This window comes from Cellulosimicrobium sp. Marseille-Q8652 (assembly GCF_965112045.1).
In genome coordinates this window covers 305,566-329,568 of the sequence record NZ_CBCOPS010000001.1, presented here as the reverse complement: position 1 = coordinate 329,568, position 24,003 = coordinate 305,566, and the positions used below count along the sequence as shown (strand labels likewise).

Genomic DNA, 24,003 nt, shown 5'->3' with positions numbered 1-24,003 from the left:
GTCCTCATACGTGGAGTCCGCACTCTGTCTTGTCGAGCCCCGCCCAGCGGCCGGCCCTCGGGTCCTCGCCCGGCGCGACGCGCCGGGTGCACGGCAGGCAGCCGATCGAGGGGTAGCCGTCGTTCAGCAGGGGGTTGAGGATCACCTGGTGCCGCGCGGCGTAGGCGAGCAGGTCGTCGAACGACCAGGCCGCGAGCGGGTTGATCTTCACGAGCCCGTTCTTCTCGTCGAACGTGACGAGCGGCGTGCCCGTGCGGGTCGGCGCCTCGTCGCGGCGCACCCCGGTCACCCACACCTCGTACCCCGCGAGCGTGCGGTGCAGCGGCTCGACCTTGCGCATCTGGCAGCACAGGGCCGGGTCGCGCCCGAACAGGTCCTTGCCGTGCGCGGCGTCCTGCTCCGCGACGGTGAGCTCGGGGGTCACGTCGACGATCGTCACCTCCATCTGCTGCTCGACGGCGTCGCGCGTCCCGACGGTCTCGGCGAAGTGGTAGCCCGTGTCGAGGAACAGGACGTCGACCCACGGGACCTGCGCGGCGACGACGTGGGGGAGCACCGCGTCGGCCATCGAGCACGCGACCGCGACGGACGTGCCGAACTCGCGGGCGGCCCAGGCGACGACCTGCTCGGCCGTCGCCTCGGGACGGTCCGCGCCGCCCTCGTACCCGGGAGTGCCTGCACCGTGCAGCTCGGCCGCCCCGCGCCGAGCGATCTCGCGCAGCTCGTCGAGCGAGCGCTTCTCGCGGCCGTGCTCGACCCGCTCCGCGTGGTGCGCCGCCTTCGACGCCTCGCGCTGCTCCGCCTTGGCCCGGGCGGCCGCGCGCAGCGCGGCCAACGGGTCCGTGCCCGACGGCGCGGGGCCGGCCGACGTCTGCCCGCTCTCCTGCCCGCCCGCTGGTCTGCTCGTCGCGGTGCTCACTGCAGCGCCTCCTCGTCGGCCCGGTGCGCCCACTCGGCGAAGGTCTCGGTCCCGTCCTTGTCGGACTCGTAGCGGCGCACGACGCGCTCGACGTAGTCGGGCAGGTCCGTCGCCGTGACCTTGAGCCCGCGCACCGTGCGGCCCATGCCGGCGGTCTCGCGGTCGTCCGAGGCCAGCCCACCGCCCAGGTGCACCTGGAAGCCGGGGACCTGCTCGCCGTCGTCGTCCATGACCAGCTGGCCCTTGAGGCCGATGTCCGCCGTCTGGATGCGCGCGCACGAGTTGGGGCACCCGTTGACGTGCAGGGAGAGCGGCTTCATCGCCGACAGGTCACCGAGCCGCTTCTCGAGCTCGTCGATCGTCGCGGTGGCCGTGTCCTTGGTGTCGACGATCGCGAGCTTGCAGTACTCGATCCCGGTGCACGCGATGGTGCTGCGGCGGAACGGGCTCGGGTTGGCGTCGAGGCCGTTGGCCTTGAGCGTGCTCACGACGTGCTCGACGCTCTCGTCCGGGACGTCCAGCACGAGGAGCTTCTGGTGCGGCGTGAGGCGCACGCGGTGCGAGCCGACGGACTCGGCCAGGTCGGCGACGTTCGCGAGGATCGTGCCCGACACGCGCCCGACGTACGGGGCGGCGCCGACGTAGTTGAGCCCGTCCTTCTGCTTGTGCACGCCCACGTGGTCGCCGGGGACCGGGGGCTTCGGCGCGGGAGGGCCGTCCGGGAGGCGGTACCCGAGGTACTCGGTCTCGAGCACCTCGCGGAACTTCTCCGGTCCCCAGTCGGCGAGCAGGAACTTCAGGCGCGCCTTGTTGCGCAGCCGCCGGTAGCCGTAGTCGCGGAAGATCTGCACGACGCCGTGCCACACGTCGGGCACCTGCTCCTCCGTGCAGAACGCGCCGAGCCGCTCGCCGAGGCGCGGGTTGGCCGACAGCCCGCCGCCGACCCACACGTCGAACCCGACGCCGAGCTCGGGGTGGCGGTGCGCGACGAACGCGACGTCGTTGATCTCGTGCACGACGTCCTGGCTCGGGTGACCCGTGAGCGCGGTCTTGAACTTGCGCGGGAGGTTCGCGAGCTCGGGGACGCCGATGTACTTCTCGGTGATGCCCGCGACCGCCGGGCCGATGTCGACGAGCTCGTCGGCGGCGATGCCCGCGACCGGGCTGCCGAGGACGACGCGCGGGACGTCGCCGCACGCCTCCGTGGTCTGCAGGCCGACGGACTCCAGGCGGCGCCAGATCTCGGGGACGTCCTCCACCTGGACCCAGTGGAGCTGGATGTTCTGCCGGTCCGTGATGTCGGCGGAGTCGCGCCCGAAGTCCTTCGAGATGTCCGCGATCACGCGCAGCTGCTCGGTGGTGAGCGCCCCGCCGTCGATGCGCACGCGGAGCATGAAGTACCTGTCCTCGAGCTCGTGCGGCTCGAGCGTCGCGGTCTTGCCGCCGTCGATCCCGGGCTTGCGCTGCGTGTACAGGCCCCACCAGCGGAAGCGGCCGTGCAGGTCGTCGCCGGGGATGGAGTCGAAGCCGTCGCGCGCGTAGACCGTCTCGATGCGCTCGCGGACGGACAGTCCGCCGTCCTCCTGCTTCCACGTCTCGTTGGCGTTGAGCGGCTGGGTGCCGTCCACCTTCCACTGCCCGTTCGGTCGGGCGGCGCGCGCCGGGCGCTCTCCCGCGGCGCGGGCCGGCCGCTCGGGGCGGGCCGTCGCGTCTCCGGTGGTGCCGGGCGCAGTCGTGGCCTGCGTCATCGGTGTTCCTCGTGTCCTCGTCGGGGGGCGGGGACGCGCGACGAGGGACGCTCAGCGAGGGTGCGAGTGGCTGAGGACCGACGGCGCGCGCCGGTTCTCAGGAGGGGGCGAGCCGGGGCTCGCGCTGAGTCGGGGCGCGGTTCAGCGACAACAGCTGAGACACGTGAGCGCGCACGCCGGCATCCCGTGACGCGGGGTCACGAGGAGGGTGCGGGCTGCCGTGGTCATGCGCAGAACCGTACACGCCGGTCTCGGAGGTCGGAAGACGCCGTCCGCATGCCGGACCGACGTCTCATCCGTCGCGTCGTGGGCCCTCGAGCAGCGCGACGTCGCGCTCGACCGACGCGGGCAGCCCCTGGCGCCGTCGGAGCGCCGACCACGCCTGCCGTGCGCTCGGGAGGGCGCGGGGCCCGCCGGTCCGCCACGCGACGCGCGCCCGCGCGGCGACGACCCGCCACGGACGCAGGAGGAGCGCCGTCGCGACGGCGGAGCGCGCGACCGCGGCGGCACGGTGCCGTGGTGCGTGGCGGGACGTGGAGGGGTGGTGGTGCACCACGACGTCCTCGCAGAAGACTGCCGCGTGGCCGTGGGCGGCGAGGCGCAGCACGAGCGGCTCCTCCTCGCCGGGGAACCGGACGGCGTCGTCGAACCCGCCGACGGCGAGCACGGCCTCCCGGCGCACGAGCGCCGCGCAGGCCATGAACCCGAGGAGGCGCGGGCCCGGCAGGCCCGTCGCGTCGAGCGGCGACGCGCGCAGCTCCGGGACGATCGGGTCCTCGTCCTCCTCCGGGCCGACGAGCACCCGTGCCACGGCCACCGCGACCGAGGGGTGCTCCGCGAGCACGTCCGCGGCCCGGCGCAGGGCGCCCGGTGCCCACCACGAGTCGTCGTCGGCGAACGCGACGAACGGCGTGGTCGCCCGTTCGACGCCCACGGTGCGCGCGAGCGACCCGACGTTGCGGCGCAGCCGCACGACGTCGGCGTCGGGACGGGTGCGCGCCGCGGCGTCCGGGCTGCCGTCGTCGGACCCGTTGTCCACGTACACGACCCGGGCGCGGTGGCGCGGGAGCGACGCGAGCAGGTCGTCCCGTCGGTTCCTGCTCATGACGACGACCGTCACGCGGTCGTCCTCGACGACGGGAGGTGCGGGCGTCGGACGCGGGGCCGCGACGGCCGGGACGGGAGGTCCGGCGGGTGCGGCGACGTCGTCCGCGGCGCGCGTGCCCTCCGCTGTCATCGGCCGTACCGGCGCGCGGACGACGAGCGCTGCGAGGCCTCGAGGGCGCGGAACCGGGCCTCGACCTCGGCGGGCAGGGGCCGGCGGTCGCGCAGCACCCACGGCAGGCCGCGGACGGCGTCGAGCACGCCGAGCCACGCCTCCCGGGTGAGCGGCAGGCCGCGGAGCACGGCCCAGGACCGGCGTGCGACGGCCGGGCCGCTGCGCCGCAGCCACGTGAACCACAGCGTGTTGCGCACGCCGTCGCGCGCGCGGCGCGAGCGGTCTCGCGCCGCCGACGCCGCGTGGTGGACCGTGAGGTCCTCGAGGTAGCACAGCTCCCACCCGTCGGCGGCGAGGTCCGCGGCGAGGAGCTCCTCCTCGCCGCCGAGCCACAGCCGCGGCGAGAAGCCGCCGACGGCCCGGAACGCGTCGACCCGCAGGACGGACGCGCCGGCGAGGAAGCTGCCCAGCGCCGGGCCCGGCAGCGGGAACCTCGCGCGCACGGGGGAGTCGCGCAGCTCGGCGACCACGGGGTCCTCGGTGCCGCCCGGCTCGACGACGATCCGCGCGGTGACGACGGCGAGCCGCGAGTTCGCGTCGAGCGCGTCCGCCGCGGCGCGCAGGGAGCCCGGGTCCCACCAGGTGTCGTCGTCGCAGAACGCGACGTACCGGGCCGTCCCCCGGGACGCGACGCGGTCGACCCCGACGTTGCGGCCGACCGCTCCGAGGTTCGTGGAAGCCCGGACGAGCTCGACGCCCGGGTGCTCGGCGGCGACGGCGTCGGCGGTGCCGTCGGTCGACGCGTTGTCGACCACGACGACGTGCGGCTGCTCGGGGAGGCGTTCGAGCAGGCGCAGCGTCCGGAGCAGCTCGTCGCGGCGCTCGTGCGTGATGACGACCACCGCGGTGCGCGGGTCGGGTGCCGGGGTGTCGACGGCAGTGCGGGCCGAGGTCGTCGTGGTGGCGTCCGGGGCGCGATCCGTCGAGTGCTCCATCCGTTCGTTCTAGGAGCGGGCTGACCCGCTCGCAAGCGGCCACCCGCATCGGGCGTCGCGACGGCTGTCGACGAGCGGCGTGCGACCGATCTCACGACCGCGAGGTTTTACGACACGAGTGTCAGCAAATAGGGTGCAGCCATGGAGTTCCTCTACAACGTCTTCGTCGCGCTGCACTTCGTCGGCTGGGCCATCGTCCTCGGTGGCTACCTCGCCTCGCTCCGCTCGCCGGGGCTCTACAAGGGCGTCTTCCACGGCGCCCTGACCGCGCTCGTCGCGGGCATCGCCATGGTGGGGATCGGGGAGGCCTCGGTCTGGGGTGAGGGTGGGCCGGACATGGCCAAGATCGGCGTCAAGCTCGTCGTCGCCCTCGTGATCGCCGTCCTCGCGTTCGTCGCCAAGCGCCAGGGCGACCGGTCGGCCGACGGCGCCGTCGCCCCCGGCCTCAAGCACGCCATCGGCGGGCTCACCCTCGTCAACATCCTCGTCGCGGTGTTCTGGAACTGACCGACGGCGTCTGACGGCGCCCGGTGACGGACCTCCGTCGCCGGGCGCCGTCGTCGTCCCGGGACGCTTGACCTCACCATAGGTGCATGGTCGACTAGTCGCATGGTCCTCCGATATCTCGTGCTCGGGCTGCTCACGGTCGCCCCGATGACCGGCTACGACCTCAAGCGAGCGTTCGACTCGTCCGTCAACCACTTCTGGGCAGCCGACCGGTCGCAGCTCTACCGGACGCTCGCGGGCCTCGTGGACGCGGGTCTCGCCGAGGTGGAGGTCGTGCCGCAGGAGAGCTACCCCGACCGGAAGGTCCACCGGATCACCCCGGCCGGGCGCGCGGCGCTGCGGGACTGGCTCGCGTCCCCGCTCGAGGCGGAGGACTCGCGCGACCCGTTCCTCGGCCGCCTCTTCTTCGCCGACCAGCTCGACGACGACGGCGTCGCGGCGCTCCTGTCCGGCCGTCGCGCGCAGGCCGAGGCGCAGCTCGCCGCGCTCACCGCGGAGTCCGAGCGGGTGGCGGCCGCTCTCGCGGGTCGTGGCGCCGGCGACCGGTCGACGGTCGAGGACCGCGGGCTCGCCCTGCGCCTCGCGACGCTGCGCAGCGGCCTCGCCCACGCCCGCACCGAGCTCGCCTGGCTCGACGAGACGGAGCGGGAGGTGCTGCGGTGAGCGCGCCGGACTCCGTCGTGCACCACCCGGCGAGGCGGCCCGGAGCGCAGCGGGCGTCCGTCGTCCTGCTCCACGGCGGGAACGTCGCGTCGTGGATGTGGGAGCCGCAGGTCGAGCACCTCGACGACCTCGACGTCTGGACGCCCGACCTCCCCGGCTTCGGGTCGCGCGCCGGAGAGGACTGGGTGTCGCTCGACGCCACAGCCGACGACCTCGCGGCGTGGCTCGCCCCCGTCGCAGCCGAGCGGGAGGTGCACGTCGTCGGCCTGTCGTTCGGGGGGATCGTCGCGCTGCGGTTCGCCGCCCGGCACCCGGACCTCGCGGCGTCGGTGCTCGCCTCCGGTGCCGTGGTCGACGGCGTCCACGGGCTCCCCGGCGCGTTGGGGCGCGCCCAGCTGCGGGTGTGGGACCGGCGCTGGTACTGGCGGGGCCAGGCGTACGCCTTCGGCCTGCCCCGCGACGCGCACGAGGTGTTCGTGCGCACCGGCATGGCGATCCGCCGCTCGACCATGGCGCGCATCGTCGACGAGACGTACCCCGGGTCGTGGCCGGCCGGCCTCGAGACGTCCGGGACCCCCGTCCTCGCCGTCGCCGGGACCCGGGACGTGCGTGCGGCCCGCAGCGCGCTGCGGACGATCGAGCGCCGCGTGCCCGGCGCGGTCGTCCGGCTCGCACCCGGGATGCACCACCAGTGGAGCGCGGAGGACCCGGAGCTGTTCAGCGCGATGATCCGAGACTGGGTGGTCGACGGCGTCGCGCACCCCGCGCTCGTGCCGCTCGCCCCGGGTGCGTGAACTCCCGCCGTCGCCGGCGGGACGTGGGGTCCGGCGGCTGAACCGGCCCGTCCGAGGGCAGATCGCCACGGCTCGCGGTCCCGTGCGAGAGTTGCGCCCGTGAGCGTGGGTGGAGAGGTCCTCGTCGGGCTGGCGATCCTGGTCGGGCTGATCGGCATCGTCGTGCAGGTGCTGCCCGGCAACGTCCTGGTGCTCGGCGCGGTCCTCGTCTGGGCGATCGTCACGGGAGGGCCGGCGGCGTGGGTGTGCTTCGCGCTGGCCGCGGTCTTCGTCGTCGCCGCGGAGGTGGCGCAGTACGTCCTCGCGGGCCGGCACATGCGGCGTGCCGAGGTGCCGTGGTCGACCCTCGTGTGGGGCGGGATCGCGGGGGTCGTCGGCTTCTTCGTCATCCCCGTCGTCGGGCTGTTCATCGGGTTCGTGCTCGCCGTCTTCGTCGCGGAGCTCGTGCGCCGCCGCGATCGCCGCGCGGCGTGGCGCGCGACCGTCGCGGCCATGCAGGCCACGGGGATCACGATCCTCGTCCAGCTCCTCGGCGGACTGCTCGCCGCCGCGACGTGGCTCGTCGGCGCGTTCGTCGTCTGACCTGTGGTGACGGGGCCCGTCCGTCAGCCGCCGGGCTCCATGAGGTAGAGCATGTTCCCGTCGACGTCGCGCAGCGAGAACATCGGCGGGGCGTCCTCCCAGAGGAGCAGCTCGTCGACGTCCACGCCCGCCGCGGCGAGCGCCTGGTGGTCCGCCGCCGCGTCGCTCGTGAGCAGCCGGATCCCGGTGTCCACGCCCACGTGGGCGTCGTCGGCACGCACGAGCGCGAGGGACGTCGTCGCGCCGGGCGGGGCGACCTCGATCCAGCGGAAGCCCTCCTGCAGCTCGCCGTCCGTGCGGACCTCGCAGCCGAGCGTGGCGGTGTAGAAGGCGAGCGCGCGGTCCTGGTCGGCGACGGGGATCGCGACGGTGTGCACGCCGACGAGGTGGGTGGTCATGTCTCCTCCGTCCGCCACGCCCTGCGCGCGGCCTGTGACGGTACGACCGGCCGCGCCGCGAGAACTCGTCGGTGCCGAGGTGTGGGTCCGGGCGCCTAGGCTGGGAGGGCTATGGCTTCGCTCTTCGAGAACCTCCCGCTGCCCGGCCTCGACACGCTGTTCGACGGCCCTCGCGTCGACCACGGCGGCGAGGCCCGCCTGCCCGCGACCGCTCCGCGCTGGACCGACGACCCCGCGGCGCCCTCCGAGAGCCCGCAGGGCGAGCCCGCACGCCGCGGGCGCTACGCCCACATCGACCCCGACGCGCTGCTCGACGGGCTCAACCCCCAGCAGCGCGAGGCCGTCGTCCACGCCGGCGGGCCGCTGCTCATCGTCGCCGGCGCCGGGTCGGGCAAGACCCGCGTGCTCACGCACCGCATCGCGCACCTCCTGGCGACCGGCCGGGCCCGGTCGGGCCAGATCCTCGCGATCACGTTCACGAACAAGGCAGCCGCGGAGATGCGCGAGCGCGTCGAGCACCTCGTCGGACCCGCCGCGCGCAGCATGTGGGTCTCGACGTTCCACTCCGCGTGCACGCGGATCCTGCGGCGCGAGGCGAAGACGCTCGGGCTGCGGTCGAGCTTCTCCATCTACGACGCCGCCGACTCCCAGCGGCTCATCACGCTCGTCACGCGCGAGCTCGACCTCGACCCGAAGAAGTACCCGGCGCGGTCGCTCGCGAACAAGATCTCCGACCTGAAGAACGAGCTCGTCGACCCCGAGACGTACGCCCGCGACTCCGGTGCACGGGCGACCGAGGACGGGCTCGCGCGCCACCCCGGGGCGCGGGGCGCGCAGGTGCCCGAGTTCGACCAGGTCCTCGCCGACGTCTACACCCGCTACCAGGCGCGCCTGCAGGCGGCGAGCGCGCTGGACTTCGACGACATCATCATGACCACGGTCAACCTGCTCCAGGCGTTCCCCGCCGTCGCCGAGCACTACCGGCGCCGGTTCCGGCACGTCCTCGTCGACGAGTACCAGGACACCAACCACGCGCAGTACGTGCTCGTGCGCGAGCTCGCGGGCGTCGGCGAGGACTCCGCCGCGACCGACCCCGCGACGAGCGGCACGGGCGAGGCCCAGGTGCCGGCGCTCGACCCGGCCGAACTCACGGTCGTCGGAGACGCCGACCAGTCCATCTACGCGTTCCGCGGCGCCACGATCCGCAACATCCTCGAGTTCGAGGCCGACTACCCGGACGCGCGCACGATCCTGCTCGAGCAGAACTACCGCTCGACCCAGAACATCCTCTCGGCCGCGAACGCCGTCATCTCGCGCAACCCCGACCGCAAGCCCAAGCGGCTGTGGACGGACTCCGGCGCGGGCGCGAAGGTCATCGGCTACGTCGCCGACAACGAGCACGAGGAGGCGCGGTTCGTCGCCGAGGAGATCGACCGCCTCGGCGACACCGACGGCGTACGACCCGGCGACGTCGCGGTGTTCTACCGCACCAACGCCCAGTCGCGCGCGCTCGAGGAGGTGCTCATCCGCGTCGGCCTGCCGTACAAGGTCGTCGGCGGCACGCGCTTCTACGAGCGGCGCGAGGTCAAGGACGCCGTCGCGTACCTCCGGGCCATCGACAACCTCGACGACGACGTCAACCTGCGCCGCGTGCTCAACACCCCCAAGCGCGGGCTCGGCGACCGGGCCGAGGGCGCCGTCGCGGCGCTCGCGGAGCGCGAGCGCATCTCCTTCGGCGCCGCGCTCGACCGCATCGACGAGATCCCCGGCCTGACCAACCGCACGCTCAACCCGCTGCGCGGCTTCGTCGAGCTCATGGCCGGCCTGCGTGAGCTCGCGGACTCCGGCGCGACGCCGGCCGACGTGCTCGGCGCCGTGCTCGACCGGACGGGCTACCTCGCCGAGCTGCGCGCGAGCGACGACCCGCAGGACGCGACGCGCGTCGAGAACCTCGCCGAGCTGCACGCCGTCGCGACCGAGTTCACCGAGCTCGAGCCCGAGGGCACGCTGTCCGACTTCCTCGAGCGCGTGTCGCTCGTCGCCGACGCCGACCAGATCCCCGCCGACGACGTCCCGGACGGCGACGAGGAGGACGGCGCGGCCGAGGAGAAGGTCGACCCCGGCGTCGTCACGCTCATGACCCTGCACACCGCCAAGGGCCTCGAGTTCCCCGTCGTGTTCCTCACCGGCATGGAGGACGGGACGTTCCCGCACATGCGGTCCCTGCACGACGACGCCGAGCTGTCCGAGGAGCGCCGGCTCGCCTACGTCGGGATCACCCGTGCGCGCGAGCGGCTCTACGTCTCGCGCTCGGCGGTCCGGTCCGCGTGGGGCATGGCGAACGAGTTCCCGCCGAGCCGCTTCCTCGAGGAGATCCCGGAGGAGCTGTGGGACTGGCGGCGGCGTGAGTCGTCGATGGCCACGCTGCGTGCCGGCGGATCCGTGTGGGGCCGCGGCTCGGGTGGCGGATACCGCGGCTCGTGGTCCGGGTCGGGCACGCGCGCCGAGGGGGTCGATGCCGGATCTACCATCCGGAGCCCTCGTTCCTCGGGCTCCTCCCGCCAGGCCCGCCACGATCCGGCATCGACCCCCTCGGCGCGCTCGTCGTTCGGGTCGCCGGGGCGGTCCTCCGGATCCGCGGGGTCCGGCTCCGGGGGTGCGACGTTCGGGTCGGCGACGCCGCGGCAGGACACCGACATCCCGAACCTGTCGCTCGGCGACAAGGTGACGCACGACGCCTACGGGCTCGGGACGGTCGTGGCGCTCGAGGGCGCCGGGCCCAACGCCGTGGCGAAGATCGACTTCGGGGCGGACGGGACGAAGCGGCTGCTGCTGCGCTACTCCCCGGTGACGAAGCTCTAGACGGGACCGCCGCACCGGGGCTCAGGACGCGGCGCGGCCGCTCTCGCCGGCGCGCCCGCGCTCCAGCTCCGCCCGCAGCGCGGCCTGGTCCGAGCCCGTCGCGGCGAGGGCCGCGGAGAGGGTGCGGTGCGCCGTCGTGCCGTCGACCCGCAGGAGGGCGAGCAGCACGTGGCCGGAGTCGATGGAGCGGGAGCCCTCGTGGACGGCCTCCCGCAGCGAGAGCTCCAGGGTCTTCTTCGCCTCCTTCGTGAACGGGACGTGCCCGCGCCGCCCCCTGCGGCCCGCGCGGTCGAGGGCGCCCGGGCCGAAGGCGGCGTCGGTGCGGGCGCGGACGGCGTCGAGGTCGATCCCGACCGCGGCGAGCGCGTCGGCGTCGAGGTCGTGGTCGGGCTCCGTCGCGGCGGCGAGGCGTTCCAGGTCGACGGCGGTGACGCCGACCGCGGTGAGCGCGCGCGTCGCGATGCCGTCCTGGGCGGCGAGCGCGAGGAGCAGGTGCACCGTGTCGATCGAGGCGGCGCCGCGCCGTCGGGCGACCTCCTGCGCCGTCACCACGGTCGCGCGGGCGTCGGACGTGAAGCGTTCGAACATCATGACCTCCGGTTGCGGGTCGAGCCGTACTTCTTGTGGACCGCCTGCCGGCTCACACCGAGCCGGTCCGCGACGTCCTGCCACGACCAGCCGAGCGCGCGGGCGTTCTCGACCTGCAGGGCCTCGAGGCGGTCCGCGAGGGTGCGCAGCGAGCGCACCGCGCGGAGCCCCACGTCCGGGTCCGTGCTGCTGGCGGCGTCCATGTCGACGGGATCCATGCGTGTCAATCTAGGTTGACGTGTCCGCCGCGTCAACCCATGTTGACGGACGTCGTCGGTGCCTCCTCGGCCCGGTGGACCCGGCGGCTCGGGCCGCGTGACGAACGGAACAGCGCTGGTCGCGGGGCCTCCTGCCGCGCGGATAGGACGCGCCGCCCGTGAGGGCTACCCTGTACAGGGATGTCTTGATGTCGAGACATCGGTCATGCCGCACACGGCGCATCAGACGGAAGGACGCAGCAGGGTGGACCTGTTCGAATACCAGGCGCGTGACATCTTCGAGAAGCACGGCGTGCCCGTGCTGGGCGGTGTCGTCGCGACGACGCCGGACGAGGCCCGGGCGGGCGCGGAGGCCCTGATCGGCGGCAGGCCCGATGGCGTGGTCGTCGTCAAGGCCCAGGTGAAGACCGGCGGTCGTGGCAAGGCGGGTGGCGTCAAGCTCGCCCGCTCGCCCGAGGAGGCGGCCGAGAAGGCGTCCGAGATCCTCGGCATGGACATCAAGGGCCACACGGTCCACCGCGTGATGATCGCCGCGGGGGCCCGTATCGCGGAGGAGTACTACTTCTCCGTGCTGCTCGACCGGGCGAACCGCTCCTACCTCGCGATGGCGAGCGTCGAGGGCGGCATGGAGATCGAGCAGCTCGCGGTCGAGCGTCCCGAGGCGCTCGCGCGCGTCGCCGTCGACCCGACCGTCGGCATCGACGCGGCGAAGGCCGCGGAGATCGTCGAGGCGGCGGGCTTCGCCGCGGACGTCAAGGACGCCGTGGCCGACACGATCCAGAAGCTGTGGACGGTCTACCGGGCCGAGGACGCGACCCTCGTCGAGGTCAACCCGCTCGTCCGGACGGAGGACGGCCAGGTCGTCGCGCTCGACGGCAAGGTCACGCTCGACGAGAACGCGGGCTTCCGCCACGCGGACCACGCCGCGCTCGAGGACAAGGCCGCGGCGGACCCGCTCGAGGCCAAGGCCAAGGAGAACGACCTCAACTACGTCAAGCTCGACGGCGAGGTCGGCATCATCGGCAACGGCGCCGGGCTCGTCATGAGCACGCTCGACGTCGTCGCGTACGCCGGCGAGGCGCACGGCGGCGTGAAGCCGGCCAACTTCCTCGACATCGGCGGCGGCGCGTCCGCGGCCGTCATGGCCGCGGGCCTCGACGTCATCCTCAACGACCCGCAGGTCAAGAGCGTGTTCGTCAACGTCTTCGGTGGCATCACGGCGTGCGACGAGGTCGCCAACGGCATCGTCCAGGCGCTCGCCATCCTCGGCGACGAGGCGAACAAGCCGCTCGTCGTCCGCCTCGACGGCAACAACGTCGAGGAGGGTCGTCGCATCCTCGCGGACGCGAACCACCCGCTCGTGACGTTGGCCGAGACGATGGACGGCGGCGCGGACGCCGCGGCCGCCGCCGCGAACGACGCCGCGAACGCCGCCTGAGCCGCCCGAGACGACCCCGAGAAGAGAACAGACACAGACATGGCAATCTTCATCAACGAGGACTCCAAGGTCATCGTCCAGGGCATGACCGGCTCGGAGGGCATGAAGCACACGACGCGCATGCTCGCGTCGGGCACGAACGTCGTCGGCGGCGTGAACCCGCGCAAGGCGGGCCAGAGCGTCGAGTTCCCCGGTGACGTGACCGTCCCGGTGTTCGGCTCCGTCGCGGAGGCGATGAAGCAGACCGGCGCGGACGTGTCGGTCATCTTCGTCCCGCCGGCCTTCACCAAGGCCGCCGTCGTCGAGGCGATCGACGCACGTATGCCGCTCACGGTGATCATCACCGAGGGCGTGCCGGTCGCGGACTCCGCCGAGTTCTTCACGCTCGCGCAGCAGGCCGGCGTGCGTCTCATCGGCCCGAACTGCCCCGGCATCATCAGCCCCGGGAAGTCGAACGTCGGCATCATCCCGGCGAACATCACGGGCCCGGGCAAGATCGGCCTCGTGTCGAAGTCGGGCACGCTGACCTACCAGATGATGTACGAGCTGCGGGACTTCGGGTTCTCGACGGCCATCGGCATCGGTGGGGACCCGATCATCGGGACCACGCACATCGACGCGCTCGCCGCGTTCGAGGCGGACCCGGAGACCGAGGCCATCGTCATGATCGGCGAGATCGGCGGCGACGCCGAGGAGCGTGCCGCGGCCTTCATCCAGGAGAACGTCACGAAGCCGGTCGTCGGCTACGTCGCGGGCTTCACGGCCCCCGAGGGCAAGACGATGGGCCACGCGGGCGCCATCGTGTCCGGCTCGTCCGGCACCGCGCAGGCGAAGAAGGAGGCCCTCGAGGCCGCCGGCGTCAAGGTCGGCAAGACGCCGTCCGAGACCGCCGCGCTCATGCGCGAGATCCTCTCCTGACCCTCGGGACGCCCTGCGTCCCGGCGGTCCACGACGCCCCGCTCCGCCTCGGCGGACGCGGGGCGTCGTCGTCCCCGGTGCCCAGGCGCGGCAGCGGCCGTCCCGGTCGCGCGCGGCGGGTACGCTGGCGCGCCGGGGAGGTTCACCCGCTGCACGCGCCCGATCGACGACGATGAGGACCATGAGCACCACCAGCACGACCGGGACCCGCCCGCGCACCGTGGAGGGTGCTCCGCCGCCCGTGCCGGTCTCTCCGCGGCGCGCGGCCTCCGGCGTCGTCGCGGCGCTCCAGGCCGTCGTCCTGTCGCTCCTCGTGGTCGTCCTCCCCGGGCTCGCCGCGTTCGTCGCCGCGTCCACGGGGACGCCCTCGGACAACTGGGGCCAGTCCGTGACCGTCGCCGCCGGCCTGTGGCTGCTCGGGCACGGCGTGCCGCTCGTCGCGAGCGGCGCGACGATCACCCTCGTCCCGCTGGGGATCACCGCGCTCGCCCTGTTCTGCTGCTTCGCGTCGGCCCGGCGGTCCGCGCACACGACGCTGTCCGCGTGGGTCGCGGGCACGGTGACCTACGGGGTCCTGGCCCTCGGCGTCGCGCTGCTCGCGGGGACGACCCCGGTGTGGGGGCTGCCGGTCGCGCTCGTCGGAGGCGCGCTCGTCGGGGGTGCCGGACTGGGCGCGGGGATGCTCGCGCGGTCCGACGCCCCGTTCGTCGGAGACCTCGCGCACCGGGTCGACGCGTGGGTGCCGCCGACCGCCCGCCTGGGGCTGCGCGGCGGGCTCCTCGGCGTGAGCCTCCTCGTCGGTGCCGCGGCGCTCGTCGTCGGCGCCTGGGTGGTCGCGGGCCGGGCGACGTCGGGCGACATCGTCACGGGGCTCGCCCCGGGACCGGTCGGGGGCGTCGTCCTGGCCGTGGCGCAGCTGACGGTGCTCCCGAACCTCGTGCTGTGGGCGGCCGCGTGGCTCGTCGGGCCGGGGTTCGCCGTGGGGGAGGGGAGCACCTTCGCCGCGTCCGGCTCGGAGCCGGGCGCGCTCCCGGCGATCCCGCTGCTCGGCGCGCTGCCCGGGGACGACTGGACCAACGCGCTGACGGCGTGGCTGCCCGCGGTGGTCGTCGCGCTCGGGGTCGTGGTCGGCGTGTTCGTGGCGCGCCGCCTGCCGTACGTCGCGGACCTCAGGGACGGCGAGGCCCGCTGGGCGGACGTCGCCCTCGTGGTCGCCGGCGTCGCGGCGTCGGCCGGCCTGCTGCTCGGCGTCGCTGCCTGGCTCGGCAGCGGCGCGGTCGGGCCGGGGCGGTTCGCCGTCGTCGGGACGGACGGCCTCCTGGTGGGCCTGCTCGCCGCGGCGGAGATCGGCGGGGGCGCCGCGCTCGCGCTGGTGTGGGCGCGCCTCGACCCGCTCGGGCGCCGTCACGGGGCGCGGGACGAGGACGCCGACGACGCGGTGCTCGGCGCCTGATCCCGCGGCCCGCGCACGCGCGGCGGACGCGAGTCGGGGCCGGCAGCGTCAGGGCTGCGGGAGGAACCCGTTCACCTGGCTCTGGATCCCCTGGAGCCGGGCCGTCTCGCACCGCTCCTCGGCCGCGACCGTGATCGCCCCGTCGAGGCACCGCTGGTGCTCCATGGCCACGTCCCACGTCACGAGGACCGCGAGGAGCTGGAACGTCAGCAGGACCGCGAGGCCGACGCCGATCGCCAGCGCGGGCACGAGCGCACCCCGCACGCGGGCCCGCCACGCGGCGACGAGGGCTCGCACGCCGCCGACGACGGCCGCGACGGCGACCGCGAGGCTCGCCATCTGCCAGGGGAACGGCAGCGTGCTCAGGACGATGACGAGCAGGAGGAGGAGCCCGAAGTGCAGGACGCGTCGGGTGGCGAGACGCGCGGTCTCGGGGTCGACGGGTTCCGGCTCGGGTGTCGGCCGGGGTGGGGGCGTCGGTCCCGGTGCCGGTGGTGGCGGCGGGGCCTCGTGGCCGGGCCGCGACGGTCCCGATCCGGGGGCCGACGGGGGCGCGTCGCCGGGTCCGGGGCGCGACGGGGCGTCCGGGCGGGGCGGTGCGTACGGGTTGCCCAAGGCGACTCCTCGGTTGCGGGCGGGCTCGGGGTACATTCTCTCCCATCGGGCGGGCGGGTCGCGGACCCCTCGCGCCCGCCGTCGAACCAGGGAGCACAGTGCAGACGCCGTCCGGCCACCTCGTCGAGTCCTCGTCCGCGGCGCGCGTCGTCGTCCTCGTCTCGGGGGCGGGAAGCAACCTCGCGGCGATGCTCGCGGCCCACGAGGACCCCGCCTACGGGGCGCGCGTCGTCGGCGTCGTCTCGGACAAGCCCGCCGCGGGAGCCCTCGACCTCGCCCGCGACGCCGGGGTCGCGGCCGTCGTGGTCCAGCCGGCCGACTTCCCGGACCGCGCGGCGTGGGACGCGGGCGTCGCGCAGGCGGTCGACGTGTTCCGCCCCGACCTCGTCGTCCTCGCCGGCTTCATGCGCATCCTCGGCCCCGCGTTCGTCGGGCGCTTCGCGGGCCGCACGCTCAACACGCACCCGGCCCTGCTGCCGTCGTTCCCCGGCGCGCACGGCGTGCGCGACGCGCTCGCCCACGGCGTCAAGGTCACGGGCTGCACGGTGCACGTCGTGGACGACGGCGTCGACACCGGCCCGATCATCGCCCAGGTCGCCGTGCCGGTGGAGGACGACGACGACGAGACGAGCCTGCACGAGCGCATCAAGGTCGCCGAGCGCGCCCTGCTCGTGGAGACCGTGGGCCGCGTCGCCCGGGACGGCCTGCGGGTCGAGGGGCGGCGTGCCGTGCTCGGCCGGGGTCCGTCGGCCGGGGACCGCCTGACGTAGGGTCGCGCGCACGGCGCCGTGACCCGTCCAGGTGAACGGCAAGGCGCGGGACGACTCCGCGGTCGGCCGGTTCTGGGCGGACGCCCTCGGCTGGGCGTGTCGAGCGAGGGCCCCACCGCACCCACCTCGACCTGGCCACCTCCTCTGCGGCCCACCAGGCCGAGCTGGTCGCGCGGCTGCAGGACCTCGGGGCGACGCCCGCCGACATCGGCCAGGGCGACGTGCCGTGGAGGTGCCTCGCCGACCCGGAGGGCAACGAGTCCTGCGTCCTCGGCGGCGGCTGACGCGCGGACGAGGACCCCGAGGGTCGCCGGGCGCGCGCGGACGACTCCCCGGACGTCAGGCCGAGGAGCTCGCGGAAGACGGCGGGTCCTCGCCCTCGGTGACCGTGCCGCCCTCGTGCGGCGACTGGGGGGCGAGGATCGCGAGCAGCTGGTACGTCTCGCGCCGGGTGTGCGGCGCGGAGCGTGCCGCCTCGAGGGAGCGTTCCGACCAGCGCTCGAGCACGTCCTGGAGCTCGGTGACCATCGCGGCCGCCTGCTCGGCGTCGAGCACGAAGGTGCTCAGCGCGAGGATGCGGTCGTCGCGGGAGGTGGCGGCCTCGCTGCCGCGCAGGAACGTCTCCTCGGCCCACCGGAGCGCGGGGACCACGACGGCGCGCATCGCCGCGGGCGTGCCCGGCTCGACCGCGTAGCTCTTGGCGACGTTGGTCCAGACGCGGTCCCGACGGTCGCGCGCGTGCTCCGGCGCCTCGGCGATCATCCCGGCCTTCGCGAGCACGCGCAGGTGGAAGCTCACGGCGTTCGCGGGCTCGCCCGTCGCGCGCGCGAGGTCGGCGGCCCGCGCGTGCCCGAGGGCGGCGAGCTCGATGAGGATCCGCTGGCGGAGCGGGTGCGCGATCGCGCGCAGCGCCGCGGGGTCCTGGACGCGGAAGGTGTCGAGCACACGACGAGGCTAGCAACGTCGGCGTGCCGAGCAACCGCCGGTGCGCAACGCCCGCTGCGCAGGATCAGGTGCGCAACGGCTATTGCGCAATAGCGGTTGCACAACTAGTCTCCTGTCCATGACGACGAGCCACGAACCGGGTCTCCGGGAGACGCCGCCCCTGCCGACCCCTCTCTCCGGCGGCCCGGACGTCCCCGCCGCACCCGCCCCGGCGCGGCTCCTGCGCAACCGCTCGTACCTGCTCCTCATGTCCGGTCTCACCGCCGAGTCGCTCGGTGCCGGGGTCGCGCTCTTCGCGGTGCCGCTCGTCGCGTACGGGCTCACGGGGTCGGTGGTCCAGGCGGGCGCGGTCGCCGCCGTCGGACAGGTCGGCGCGCTGCTCGCGACCCTCCCGGCCGGCGTGGTCGCCGACCGGGTCGACCGCCGCCGGCTCGTGGTCGCGGCGGCAGGAGCGGGGACGCTGCTGTGGACCACGGTGGCCGTCGCGGCCGGGCTCGGGGCCCTCACCGCCTGGCACCTCGCCGCGGTCCTCTTCGGGGCGTCCGTGGTCGGGGCGCTCGTCGACCCGGCCACGAGCGGTGCGTTCCGCTCGGTCGTCCCCGTGCCCCAGCTGCCCACCGCGCTCGCCGCGGCGCAGGGGAGGGACGCCGCGGCGAGCCTCCTGGCCGGCCCGCTCGGAGGCGTGCTGTACGCGGTGTCGCACGCCGTCCCGCTCGCCGCGGCGGCCGTGGGGCACCTCGCCACGGCCGTGTGCACGTGGCTCGTGCGCGAGCCGCTCAACGGTGACGTCGCGGAGGCGCGCGCGACCCGTCCCGTGGCGGCGCTGCGCGAGGGTCTGCGCTTCGTCTGGTCCGTCCCGCTCTTCCGCGCGCTGATCGGCCTGTTCGTCGTCGTCAACGTCGCGTTCGGCGGCCTCATGGTCGGCATCAACCTCGAGCTCGTGCGCACGGGCACGACGCCGGTCCTCATCGGTGTGGTCGACCTCGCCGTCGGGCTCGGGGTCCTCGTCGGCGCCGTGCTGGCGCCGCGCCTCGTGGCGCGGTTCCGTGCGGGAGTGCTCGTCGTCGTCGCGCTCGGCGTGCTCGCGGCCGGTGCCGTGGCGATGGCCGTGCTCCAGTCGTACGGCGCCTATCTCGTCGTGCTCCCGCCCGCCGTCCTGCTCGTCCCCGCGGTGAACGCCGGCCTGTCCGGCTACGCCGCGGCGGTCACGCCGGCCCAGATGCAAGGCCGGCTCTCGTCCGTCCTGGGCCTCACCGGCCTCGCCGCAGGCCCCCTCGTCCCGCTCGTCGGGAGCGGGCTGCTCGCGCGGTACGGGATCGGGACGGCGCTCGCGGTGCTCGCCGGCCTCCTCGTCGTGACGGTCGTCGTGCTGAGCACCTCACGCCCGCTGTGGAGGGTGGGCACGCCCGACACGTGGGCCGACGACGCACGCGCGCTCGCCCAGGCGGGGCCCCGGTAGACTCGGCGGCGGCCGCGACTGGCGAGGGTGGGAACGACCACCGGGGAGCGGCCGGATCTACCTGCTGGTGCGTCGACCGCCTGGGCGCCTGGGTTCTGCCACTCGGCACCGGTCCCGCACCCGCGGGGCCGACGCACCGACCGCGACCCAGAGGAGCCCCTCGCCATGTCCCAGCCCGCGTCCCCCGCGCACGGCGCGCCGTCCGCGCCCGACGTCCAGCTCGCCGACGACGCGCAGCGTCCCGTGCGCCGCGCCCTCCTCAGCGTGTACGACAAGACCGGGCTCGTCGAGCTCGCCACCGCCCTGCACGCGGCGGGCGTCGAGCTCGTCTCCACCGGCTCGACCGCCGCCACGATCGCCGGCGCCGGCGTCCCGGTCACCCGGGTCGAGGACCTCACCGGATTCCCCGAGTGCCTCGAGGGCCGCGTGAAGACGCTGCACCCGCGCGTGCACGCCGGCATCCTCGCCGACGCGCGCAAGCAGGACCACCTCGACCAGCTCGCCGGGCTCGAGATCGAGCCGTTCGAGCTCGTCGTCGTCAACCTCTACCCGTTCGCCGCGACCGTCGCGTCGGGTGCCGGTCCGGACGAGGTCGTCGAGCAGATCGACATCGGCGGTCCCTCCATGGTGCGCGCCGCCGCGAAGAACCACCCGAGCGTCGCGGTCGTCGTCGAGCCCGCCGCGTACGACGCCGTGATCGACGCCGTCCGCGCCGGCGGCTTCACCTACGCGCAGCGCAAGGCGCTCGCCGCCGCCGCGTTCGTGCACACGGCGACGTACGACGTCGCCGTCGCGTCCTGGATGGGCAACGTCGTCGCGCCCACCGACGAGGCCGTGCAGGCGGACGGCTCCACCACGTCGAGCGGCTTCCCGGCGTGGATCGGCGCGACCTGGGACCGGTCCGACGTCCTGCGCTACGGCGAGAACCCGCACCAGCGGGCGGCGCTCTACACGACCGGGCACGGCCCGGCCGGCCTCGCGCAGGCGACGCAGCTCCACGGCAAGGACATGAGCTACAACAACTACGTCGACGCCGACGCCGCCTGGCGCGCCGCCCACGACCACGCCGAGCCGGCCGTCGCGATCATCAAGCACGCGAACCCGTGCGGGATCGCCGTGGGTGCCGACGTCGCCGACGCGCACGCCAAGGCGCACGCGACCGACCCCGTGTCCGCGTACGGCGGCGTCGTCGCGGCCAACCGCGTCGTGACGCGCGCCGCCGCCGAGCAGATCGCCCCCGTCTTCACCGAGGTCGTCGTCGCGCCGGGGTTCGAGCCGGACGCGCTCGAGGTGCTCCAGGCCAAGAAGAATCTCCGGCTCCTCGTGGTCGACGGGGCGCCCGCCGCCACGGTCGAGACGCGCCCGATCAGCGGGGGCCTCCTCGTGCAGCAGGTCGACCGCGTCGACGCGGTGGTCGCCGACGCCCAGGGCGCCGTCACGGGCGGCGACGACCCGCAGCACTGGACGCTCGTCACGGGCGACCCGGCCGACGAGGCCACGCTCGCGGACCTCGCGTTCGCCTGGCGTGCGGTGCGCGCCGCGAAGTCCAACGCCATCCTCCTCGCGGCCGACGGCGCCGCGGTGGGCGTCGGGATGGGACAGGTCAACCGCGTCGACTCGTGCCGGCTCGCGGTGGAGCGGGCGAACACGCTCGCGGACGGTCGGGAGCGCGCACGGGGTGCCGTCGCGGCGTCCGACGCGTTCTTCCCGTTCGCCGACGGCCTGCAGATCCTGCTCGACGCCGGCGTCCGTGCCGTCGTCGCGCCCGGAGGGTCCATCCGTGACGCCGAGGTGGTCGAGGCCGCGACGGCGGCCGGCGTGACGATGTACTTCACGGGCACCCGCCACTTCGCGCACTGACGGGCGGGCCGACCCGCCCGGACGGACACGGTGCACCGGCCGCGGCGCCACGGCGTCGCGGCCGGTGCTCAGACGACCGCGTCGCGCAGGCGGCGTGCGGGGTCGAGCGCCACGGCGAGGTCGAGCCTCAGCTGCTCGCCGCGGTTCATGGCCTTGCGCACCGCGCCCACCTCGCGCGGCGAGTCGACGAGCAGCACCGCGCGGACCGGGACGACCACGCTCGCGACCGGTCGCTCGACGCCGTCGAGGGCACGGGCGTCGTGCGGGTCGAGGTAGAGAGCGGCCCAGCCCTCGTGGCCCGACGCACCGCCCGACGGGTCGCCGCGGAGGACGACCTCGTCCGTCGCGGACGGCGTGCCGAAGAGCGCGAGGTCGTGACCGAGCTGCTGGGAGAAGACGTACGGGGCGTGCGGCGGCGTGCCGTCCGGGGGCAGTCCGAGGATCGCGCGAGCCGTCGGCTCCGGGTCGTGCAGCGCGGCGGACCAGTGCCCGCCCGGCACGGCCCCGAGCACGGGGTGGTCGCGCGTCGCGCAGTCCCCGACCGCCCACACGCCGGGGACGCCCCGGACCGCGCCGGTCGCGTCGACGGGGATCGTGCCGCGTCCGTCGCGCGGGACGACGCCGTCGAGCCACGCGGTCGCGGGCCGCGCACCCACGGCGGCGAGCACGACGTCGGCCGCCACGTGCGCGCCGTCGGCGAGACGGACGCCGTCGGCACGGACGTCGACGACGGGGACCCCGGTGACGAGACGCGCGCCCGCGTCCTCGTACCAGTGGGCGAGACGAGCGCCCACCGCACGGCCGAGCTGGCGCTCGAGCGGGGTGGCGCCGGCCTCGACGACCGTCACCTCGGCGCCCGCCCCCGCGGCGACGCCGGCGACCTCGGCGCCGATCCAGCCCGCCCCGACGATCGCGAGACGCAGCCCGGGCACGACGCGCTCGCGCAGCGCCGCCGCGTCGGCCGCGGAGTGCAGCACGCTCGCCGGCTCCCAGCCCGGCGGCCGGACCGGCTCGGAGCCGACGGCGAGGACGACCGCGTCGGCGCTGACGACGTCGCCCGACCGGGTGGTGACCGAGACGCCGGCGGTGTCCCCGCCGGCGGGTGCGAGGCGGACGGCGGGGTCGGCGAGCCGCAGGTCGTCGACGAGCGCACCGACGTCGATCCCCAGGTCCTCGGCGAGCCAGGCAGGGACGGGACGCGTCAGCAGCTCCTTGGAGAGCGGCGGCCGGTCGTAGGGCGGCACGCCCTCGGCGCCCAGCAGGGTGAGCGCTCCCTCGAAACCGAGCTGCCGGAGCGCTGCGACCGTGCGGGCCCCTGCCAGGCCCGCGCCCACCACGACGACGGAGGACGGGACGGTGGTCGGTGCGGGCAGGGCCGGGACCGGGCGCGCGGGGGACGACATGGACGCCACGCTAGGCCACGACGGTAGGCTCTCGGTCGTGGAACGGGCACGAGCGTGAGCGACGTCACCGCGCGAGGCGCGGCGAGCCAGCGGCCCCGCCCGACCCTCGTCCCGTCGTGGCACCACGTGCACGACGAGGGTCAGCCGGCTGCCGCCGACGGGTCGCCGGACGTCGTCGACGCTCCCGCGCCCGTCACCGTGCCGGAGCCGACGGTGAGCCTCGCGCCGTCGCGGCAGCCCGCGATGTGGCTCGTGCTCGGGGGAGTCGCCCTCGCCACGGCGGTGGCCCTGCTCGTCGACGCGCGGGCCGCGAGCCTGGTCCTGTCCGGCGTCCTCGCGGTCGCCGGGGTCTGCCGGGCCGTCATCCCCGGACCGGGTCCCGTGGGCATCACCGTGCGCTCCCGCGGCCTCGACACGTTCTTGTTCCTCGCCCCCGCCGTGGTCATCGCGTTCCTCGCGTTCGCGCCCGGCGTGGGCCCGGTCTGACGGCGCGGGACGCACGCGGGGCCCGGTCCGTCGGAACGGACCGGGCCCCGCGTGCTTCCTGCGGTGTCAGACCCGCGGGGTCGGGGTGCCGTCGCCCTCGGGCCGCTCGGTGCCCGGGGTCTCGACCTCGGGACGCGCGGTGGTGGTCGGGCCTGCGGCCGGCGCCGCCGGCGCGGCCGCCGCCGGCTCTGCGGCGACGGGCTCCTCGACCGGCTCCTCGACGAGGACCTCCTCCGTCGTCACGAGCTGGTCCTCACCCAGGAGGTCGTCCTGCGCGGGCGCGAACGCGAAGGCGCGGTAGAACAGGCCCGCGATCGCCGCGCCGACGAGCGGGGCGACCCAGAACAGCCACAGCTGGCTCAGCGCCCAGTCGCCGCCGAACACGGCCGAGACGGTCGAGCGCGCGGGGTTGAGCGACGCGTTGGTGAACGGCGCCACGACGAGGAGCAGCGCCGCGAGGGCGAGACCGATCGCGATCGGGGCGATCGTGCTGCGCGTGCGGTTGTCCGTGACGCCGAGGATCACGCCGACGAAGACGGCGGTCGCGACGACCTCGACGAGGAGCGCGGCGGCGAGGCCGACCGTCACCTCGACGCCGGCCGCCGCGAACGTCGACGCCAGCGGGGAGTGCGTGTCGAAGCCGTTCGCGGTCGTGCGGAACAGGGCCGCCGTCGTCGCCTCGTCGATGAGGGTGTTCTGCTGCAGGACCTCGAGCGACGACCGCGGGATCGTCGCGAGGAGCACGAGCCCGGCGAGGACCGCGCCGACCACCTGGGCCAGCCAGTAGGGGAGCACGTCGCGCCACGCGGTGCGCCCGCCGATCGCGGCACCGAGCGTCACGGCCGGGTTGAAGTGCCCGCCCGAGATGTGCCCGACGGCGGCGACCGCGGCCAGCAGCGCGACACCACCGGCGAAGGCGACCGAGAGCACGAGGTTCCCGTTGAAGAAGCGGGCCCACATCGCCACGCCGACGATCGCGAGGACGAGGAAGAACGTGCCGAAGACCTCGGCACCGAGACGCGCGAAGAGACCGGGCTGGACGACCGCGACGGACTCGGTCCGCCCGACGGTGACGTCCTCGACGACGGGGCCGCCCGTTGTTCCGGGAGCGGTGGTGTCCTGGGACATGATGTTCCTGTCTTGTTCGGAGTCGGGATGACGGC

At 74.9% G+C, this 24,003-nt stretch carries 23 protein-coding genes, 1 pseudogene and 1 riboswitch; of the genes and pseudogenes, 13 read left to right on the top strand and 11 right to left on the bottom strand.

Annotated elements, in window-relative coordinates; translation table 11 throughout:
• Nucleotides 1–4: 4 nt before the first annotated feature.
• From ACWPWV_RS01420 to ACWPWV_RS01405, 4 genes are all read right to left on the bottom strand, one after another.
• Nucleotides 5–721, bottom strand: a complete 717-nt coding sequence (locus ACWPWV_RS01420) for a phosphoadenylyl-sulfate reductase (protein ID WP_454042784.1) — start codon at nucleotides 719–721, stop codon at nucleotides 5–7.
• Nucleotides 722–915: 194 nt separating this feature from the next.
• Nucleotides 916–2,667, bottom strand: coding sequence for a nitrite/sulfite reductase (locus ACWPWV_RS01415; protein ID WP_454041218.1), 1,752 nt, complete (start codon nucleotides 2,665–2,667; stop codon nucleotides 916–918).
• Between the two features lie 292 nt (nucleotides 2,668–2,959).
• Nucleotides 2,960–3,772 (bottom strand): glycosyltransferase family 2 protein, encoded by an 813-nt coding sequence (locus ACWPWV_RS01410; protein ID WP_454041217.1) that lies wholly within the window; start codon nucleotides 3,770–3,772, stop codon nucleotides 2,960–2,962.
• Nucleotides 3,773–3,900: 128 nt separating this feature from the next.
• A complete protein-coding gene (locus ACWPWV_RS01405) occupies nucleotides 3,901–4,881 on the bottom strand; it encodes a glycosyltransferase family 2 protein (protein WP_454041216.1) in 981 nt (326 codons plus the stop codon).
• A gap of 141 nt (nucleotides 4,882–5,022) precedes the next feature.
• Between ACWPWV_RS01405 and ACWPWV_RS01400 the strand changes: the two genes are divergently transcribed.
• The 4 genes from ACWPWV_RS01400 to ACWPWV_RS01385 all read left to right on the top strand — a co-directional run bounded on the left by ACWPWV_RS01400 (nucleotide 5,023) and on the right by ACWPWV_RS01385 (nucleotide 7,427).
• Nucleotides 5,023–5,388 (top strand): hypothetical protein, encoded by a 366-nt coding sequence (locus ACWPWV_RS01400; protein ID WP_454041215.1) that lies wholly within the window; start codon nucleotides 5,023–5,025, stop codon nucleotides 5,386–5,388.
• Between the two features lie 102 nt (nucleotides 5,389–5,490).
• Nucleotides 5,491–6,051, top strand: a complete 561-nt coding sequence (locus ACWPWV_RS01395; protein ID WP_454041214.1) for a PadR family transcriptional regulator — start codon at nucleotides 5,491–5,493, stop codon at nucleotides 6,049–6,051.
• Nucleotides 6,048–6,845 carry an alpha/beta fold hydrolase gene (locus ACWPWV_RS01390; RefSeq protein ID WP_454041213.1) on the top strand — a complete coding sequence of 266 codons (798 nt, stop codon included), beginning with the start codon at nucleotides 6,048–6,050 and terminating at the stop codon, nucleotides 6,843–6,845. The genes ACWPWV_RS01395 and ACWPWV_RS01390 overlap by 4 nt, the downstream gene beginning before the upstream one ends.
• A 99-nt stretch (nucleotides 6,846–6,944) precedes the next feature.
• Nucleotides 6,945–7,427 (top strand): DUF456 domain-containing protein, encoded by a 483-nt coding sequence (locus ACWPWV_RS01385; protein WP_454041212.1) that lies wholly within the window; start codon nucleotides 6,945–6,947, stop codon nucleotides 7,425–7,427.
• Between the two features lie 23 nt (nucleotides 7,428–7,450).
• Here ACWPWV_RS01385 and ACWPWV_RS01380 read toward each other — a convergent pair whose 3' ends face one another.
• On the bottom strand, nucleotides 7,451–7,825 hold the full coding sequence (locus tag ACWPWV_RS01380; protein ID WP_454041211.1) for a VOC family protein: 375 nt from the start codon (nucleotides 7,823–7,825) through the stop codon (nucleotides 7,451–7,453).
• 111 nt (nucleotides 7,826–7,936) lie between these two features.
• Between ACWPWV_RS01380 and ACWPWV_RS01375 the strand changes: the two genes are divergently transcribed.
• Complete coding sequence (locus tag ACWPWV_RS01375; protein WP_454041210.1) at nucleotides 7,937–10,687, top strand: UvrD-helicase domain-containing protein; 2,751 nt, start codon at nucleotides 7,937–7,939, stop codon at nucleotides 10,685–10,687.
• A gap of 21 nt (nucleotides 10,688–10,708) precedes the next feature.
• Here ACWPWV_RS01375 and ACWPWV_RS01370 read toward each other — a convergent pair whose 3' ends face one another.
• Together ACWPWV_RS01370 and ACWPWV_RS01365 are read right to left on the bottom strand one after the other, a co-directional pair.
• Nucleotides 10,709–11,275, bottom strand: coding sequence for a Clp protease N-terminal domain-containing protein (locus tag ACWPWV_RS01370; protein WP_454041209.1), 567 nt, complete (start codon nucleotides 11,273–11,275; stop codon nucleotides 10,709–10,711).
• Entirely contained in the window at nucleotides 11,275–11,493 is a 219-nt protein-coding gene (locus ACWPWV_RS01365) for a helix-turn-helix domain-containing protein (protein ID WP_454041208.1), read from the bottom strand. The genes ACWPWV_RS01370 and ACWPWV_RS01365 overlap by 1 nt, the downstream gene beginning before the upstream one ends.
• Nucleotides 11,494–11,737: 244 nt before the next feature.
• Between ACWPWV_RS01365 and sucC the strand changes: the two genes are divergently transcribed.
• From sucC to ACWPWV_RS01350, 3 genes are all read left to right on the top strand, one after another.
• On the top strand, nucleotides 11,738–12,931 hold the full coding sequence (gene sucC / locus ACWPWV_RS01360) for an ADP-forming succinate--CoA ligase subunit beta (protein WP_454041207.1): 1,194 nt from the start codon (nucleotides 11,738–11,740) through the stop codon (nucleotides 12,929–12,931).
• Nucleotides 12,932–12,970: 39 nt separating this feature from the next.
• Nucleotides 12,971–13,849: a succinate--CoA ligase subunit alpha gene (gene sucD, locus ACWPWV_RS01355; protein ID WP_435738850.1), complete on the top strand. Its 879-nt coding sequence runs from the start codon at nucleotides 12,971–12,973 to the stop codon at nucleotides 13,847–13,849.
• Nucleotides 13,850–14,030: 181 nt separating this feature from the next.
• Entirely contained in the window at nucleotides 14,031–15,302 is a 1,272-nt protein-coding gene (locus tag ACWPWV_RS01350) for a cell division protein PerM (protein WP_454041206.1), read from the top strand.
• Between the two features lie 48 nt (nucleotides 15,303–15,350).
• Here ACWPWV_RS01350 and ACWPWV_RS01345 read toward each other — a convergent pair whose 3' ends face one another.
• The gene (locus tag ACWPWV_RS01345) at nucleotides 15,351–15,917 is read right to left on the bottom strand and encodes a hypothetical protein (RefSeq protein WP_454041205.1); all 567 of its coding nucleotides are present in this window, start codon (nucleotides 15,915–15,917) and stop codon (nucleotides 15,351–15,353) included.
• Nucleotides 15,918–16,015: 98 nt separating this feature from the next.
• On the opposite strand from ACWPWV_RS01345, the gene purN reads away from it, so the two are divergent.
• Nucleotides 16,016–16,687 carry a phosphoribosylglycinamide formyltransferase gene (purN, locus tag ACWPWV_RS01340; RefSeq protein WP_454041204.1) on the top strand — a complete coding sequence of 224 codons (672 nt, stop codon included), beginning with the start codon at nucleotides 16,016–16,018 and terminating at the stop codon, nucleotides 16,685–16,687.
• 128 nt (nucleotides 16,688–16,815) lie between these two features.
• A pseudogene (locus ACWPWV_RS01335) lies at nucleotides 16,816–16,971 on the top strand (VOC family protein); the annotation flags it as partial.
• Nucleotides 16,972–17,026: 55 nt separating this feature from the next.
• Here ACWPWV_RS01335 and ACWPWV_RS01330 read toward each other — a convergent pair.
• Nucleotides 17,027–17,632, bottom strand: a complete 606-nt coding sequence (locus ACWPWV_RS01330) for an ArsR/SmtB family transcription factor (protein ID WP_454041203.1) — start codon at nucleotides 17,630–17,632, stop codon at nucleotides 17,027–17,029.
• A gap of 118 nt (nucleotides 17,633–17,750) precedes the next feature.
• On the opposite strand from ACWPWV_RS01330, the gene ACWPWV_RS01325 reads away from it, so the two are divergent.
• Nucleotides 17,751–19,091 carry an MFS transporter gene (locus ACWPWV_RS01325; protein WP_454041202.1) on the top strand — a complete coding sequence of 447 codons (1,341 nt, stop codon included), beginning with the start codon at nucleotides 17,751–17,753 and terminating at the stop codon, nucleotides 19,089–19,091.
• 4 nt (nucleotides 19,092–19,095) lie between these two features.
• Nucleotides 19,096–19,184: riboswitch (ZMP/ZTP riboswitch) on the top strand.
• A gap of 72 nt (nucleotides 19,185–19,256) precedes the next feature.
• A complete protein-coding gene (purH, locus tag ACWPWV_RS01320) occupies nucleotides 19,257–20,951 on the top strand; it encodes a bifunctional phosphoribosylaminoimidazolecarboxamide formyltransferase/IMP cyclohydrolase (RefSeq protein WP_454041201.1) in 1,695 nt (564 codons plus the stop codon).
• 68 nt (nucleotides 20,952–21,019) lie between these two features.
• Here the strand turns inward: purH and ACWPWV_RS01315 are convergent, their stop codons facing one another.
• Nucleotides 21,020–22,354, bottom strand: coding sequence for an NAD(P)/FAD-dependent oxidoreductase (locus ACWPWV_RS01315; protein WP_454041200.1), 1,335 nt, complete (start codon nucleotides 22,352–22,354; stop codon nucleotides 21,020–21,022).
• A 54-nt stretch (nucleotides 22,355–22,408) separates the two neighbouring features.
• Between ACWPWV_RS01315 and ACWPWV_RS01310 the strand changes: the two genes are divergently transcribed.
• Entirely contained in the window at nucleotides 22,409–22,840 is a 432-nt protein-coding gene (locus tag ACWPWV_RS01310) for a DUF3017 domain-containing protein (RefSeq protein WP_454041199.1), read from the top strand.
• A gap of 66 nt (nucleotides 22,841–22,906) precedes the next feature.
• Here ACWPWV_RS01310 and ACWPWV_RS01305 read toward each other — a convergent pair whose 3' ends face one another.
• Nucleotides 22,907–23,968: an aquaporin gene (locus tag ACWPWV_RS01305; protein WP_454041198.1), complete on the bottom strand. Its 1,062-nt coding sequence runs from the start codon at nucleotides 23,966–23,968 to the stop codon at nucleotides 22,907–22,909.
• Nucleotides 23,969–24,003 lie beyond the last annotated feature (35 nt).

Coding starts and splice junctions, on each gene's coding strand:
- ACWPWV_RS01410 (WP_454041217.1), bottom strand. CDS start 3,772: ATGAGCAGGAACCGACGGGACGACCTGCTCGCGTCGCTCCCGCGCCAC.
- ACWPWV_RS01405 (WP_454041216.1), bottom strand. CDS start 4,881: ATGGAGCACTCGACGGATCGCGCCCCGGACGCCACCACGACGACCTCG.
- purH (WP_454041201.1), top strand. CDS start 19,257: ATGTCCCAGCCCGCGTCCCCCGCGCACGGCGCGCCGTCCGCGCCCGAC.
- ACWPWV_RS01365 (WP_454041208.1), bottom strand. CDS start 11,493: ATGGATCCCGTCGACATGGACGCCGCCAGCAGCACGGACCCGGACGTG.
- ACWPWV_RS01415 (WP_454041218.1), bottom strand. CDS start 2,667: ATGACGCAGGCCACGACTGCGCCCGGCACCACCGGAGACGCGACGGCC.
- ACWPWV_RS01305 (WP_454041198.1), bottom strand. CDS start 23,968: ATGTCCCAGGACACCACCGCTCCCGGAACAACGGGCGGCCCCGTCGTC.
- ACWPWV_RS01400 (WP_454041215.1), top strand. CDS start 5,023: ATGGAGTTCCTCTACAACGTCTTCGTCGCGCTGCACTTCGTCGGCTGG.
- sucD (WP_435738850.1), top strand. CDS start 12,971: ATGGCAATCTTCATCAACGAGGACTCCAAGGTCATCGTCCAGGGCATG.
- ACWPWV_RS01350 (WP_454041206.1), top strand. CDS start 14,031: ATGAGCACCACCAGCACGACCGGGACCCGCCCGCGCACCGTGGAGGGT.
- ACWPWV_RS01315 (WP_454041200.1), bottom strand. CDS start 22,354: ATGTCGTCCCCCGCGCGCCCGGTCCCGGCCCTGCCCGCACCGACCACC.
- ACWPWV_RS01395 (WP_454041214.1), top strand. CDS start 5,491: ATGGTCCTCCGATATCTCGTGCTCGGGCTGCTCACGGTCGCCCCGATG.
- ACWPWV_RS01370 (WP_454041209.1), bottom strand. CDS start 11,275: ATGTTCGAACGCTTCACGTCCGACGCCCGCGCGACCGTGGTGACGGCG.
- ACWPWV_RS01375 (WP_454041210.1), top strand. CDS start 7,937: ATGGCTTCGCTCTTCGAGAACCTCCCGCTGCCCGGCCTCGACACGCTG.
- ACWPWV_RS01380 (WP_454041211.1), bottom strand. CDS start 7,825: ATGACCACCCACCTCGTCGGCGTGCACACCGTCGCGATCCCCGTCGCC.
- ACWPWV_RS01325 (WP_454041202.1), top strand. CDS start 17,751: ATGACGACGAGCCACGAACCGGGTCTCCGGGAGACGCCGCCCCTGCCG.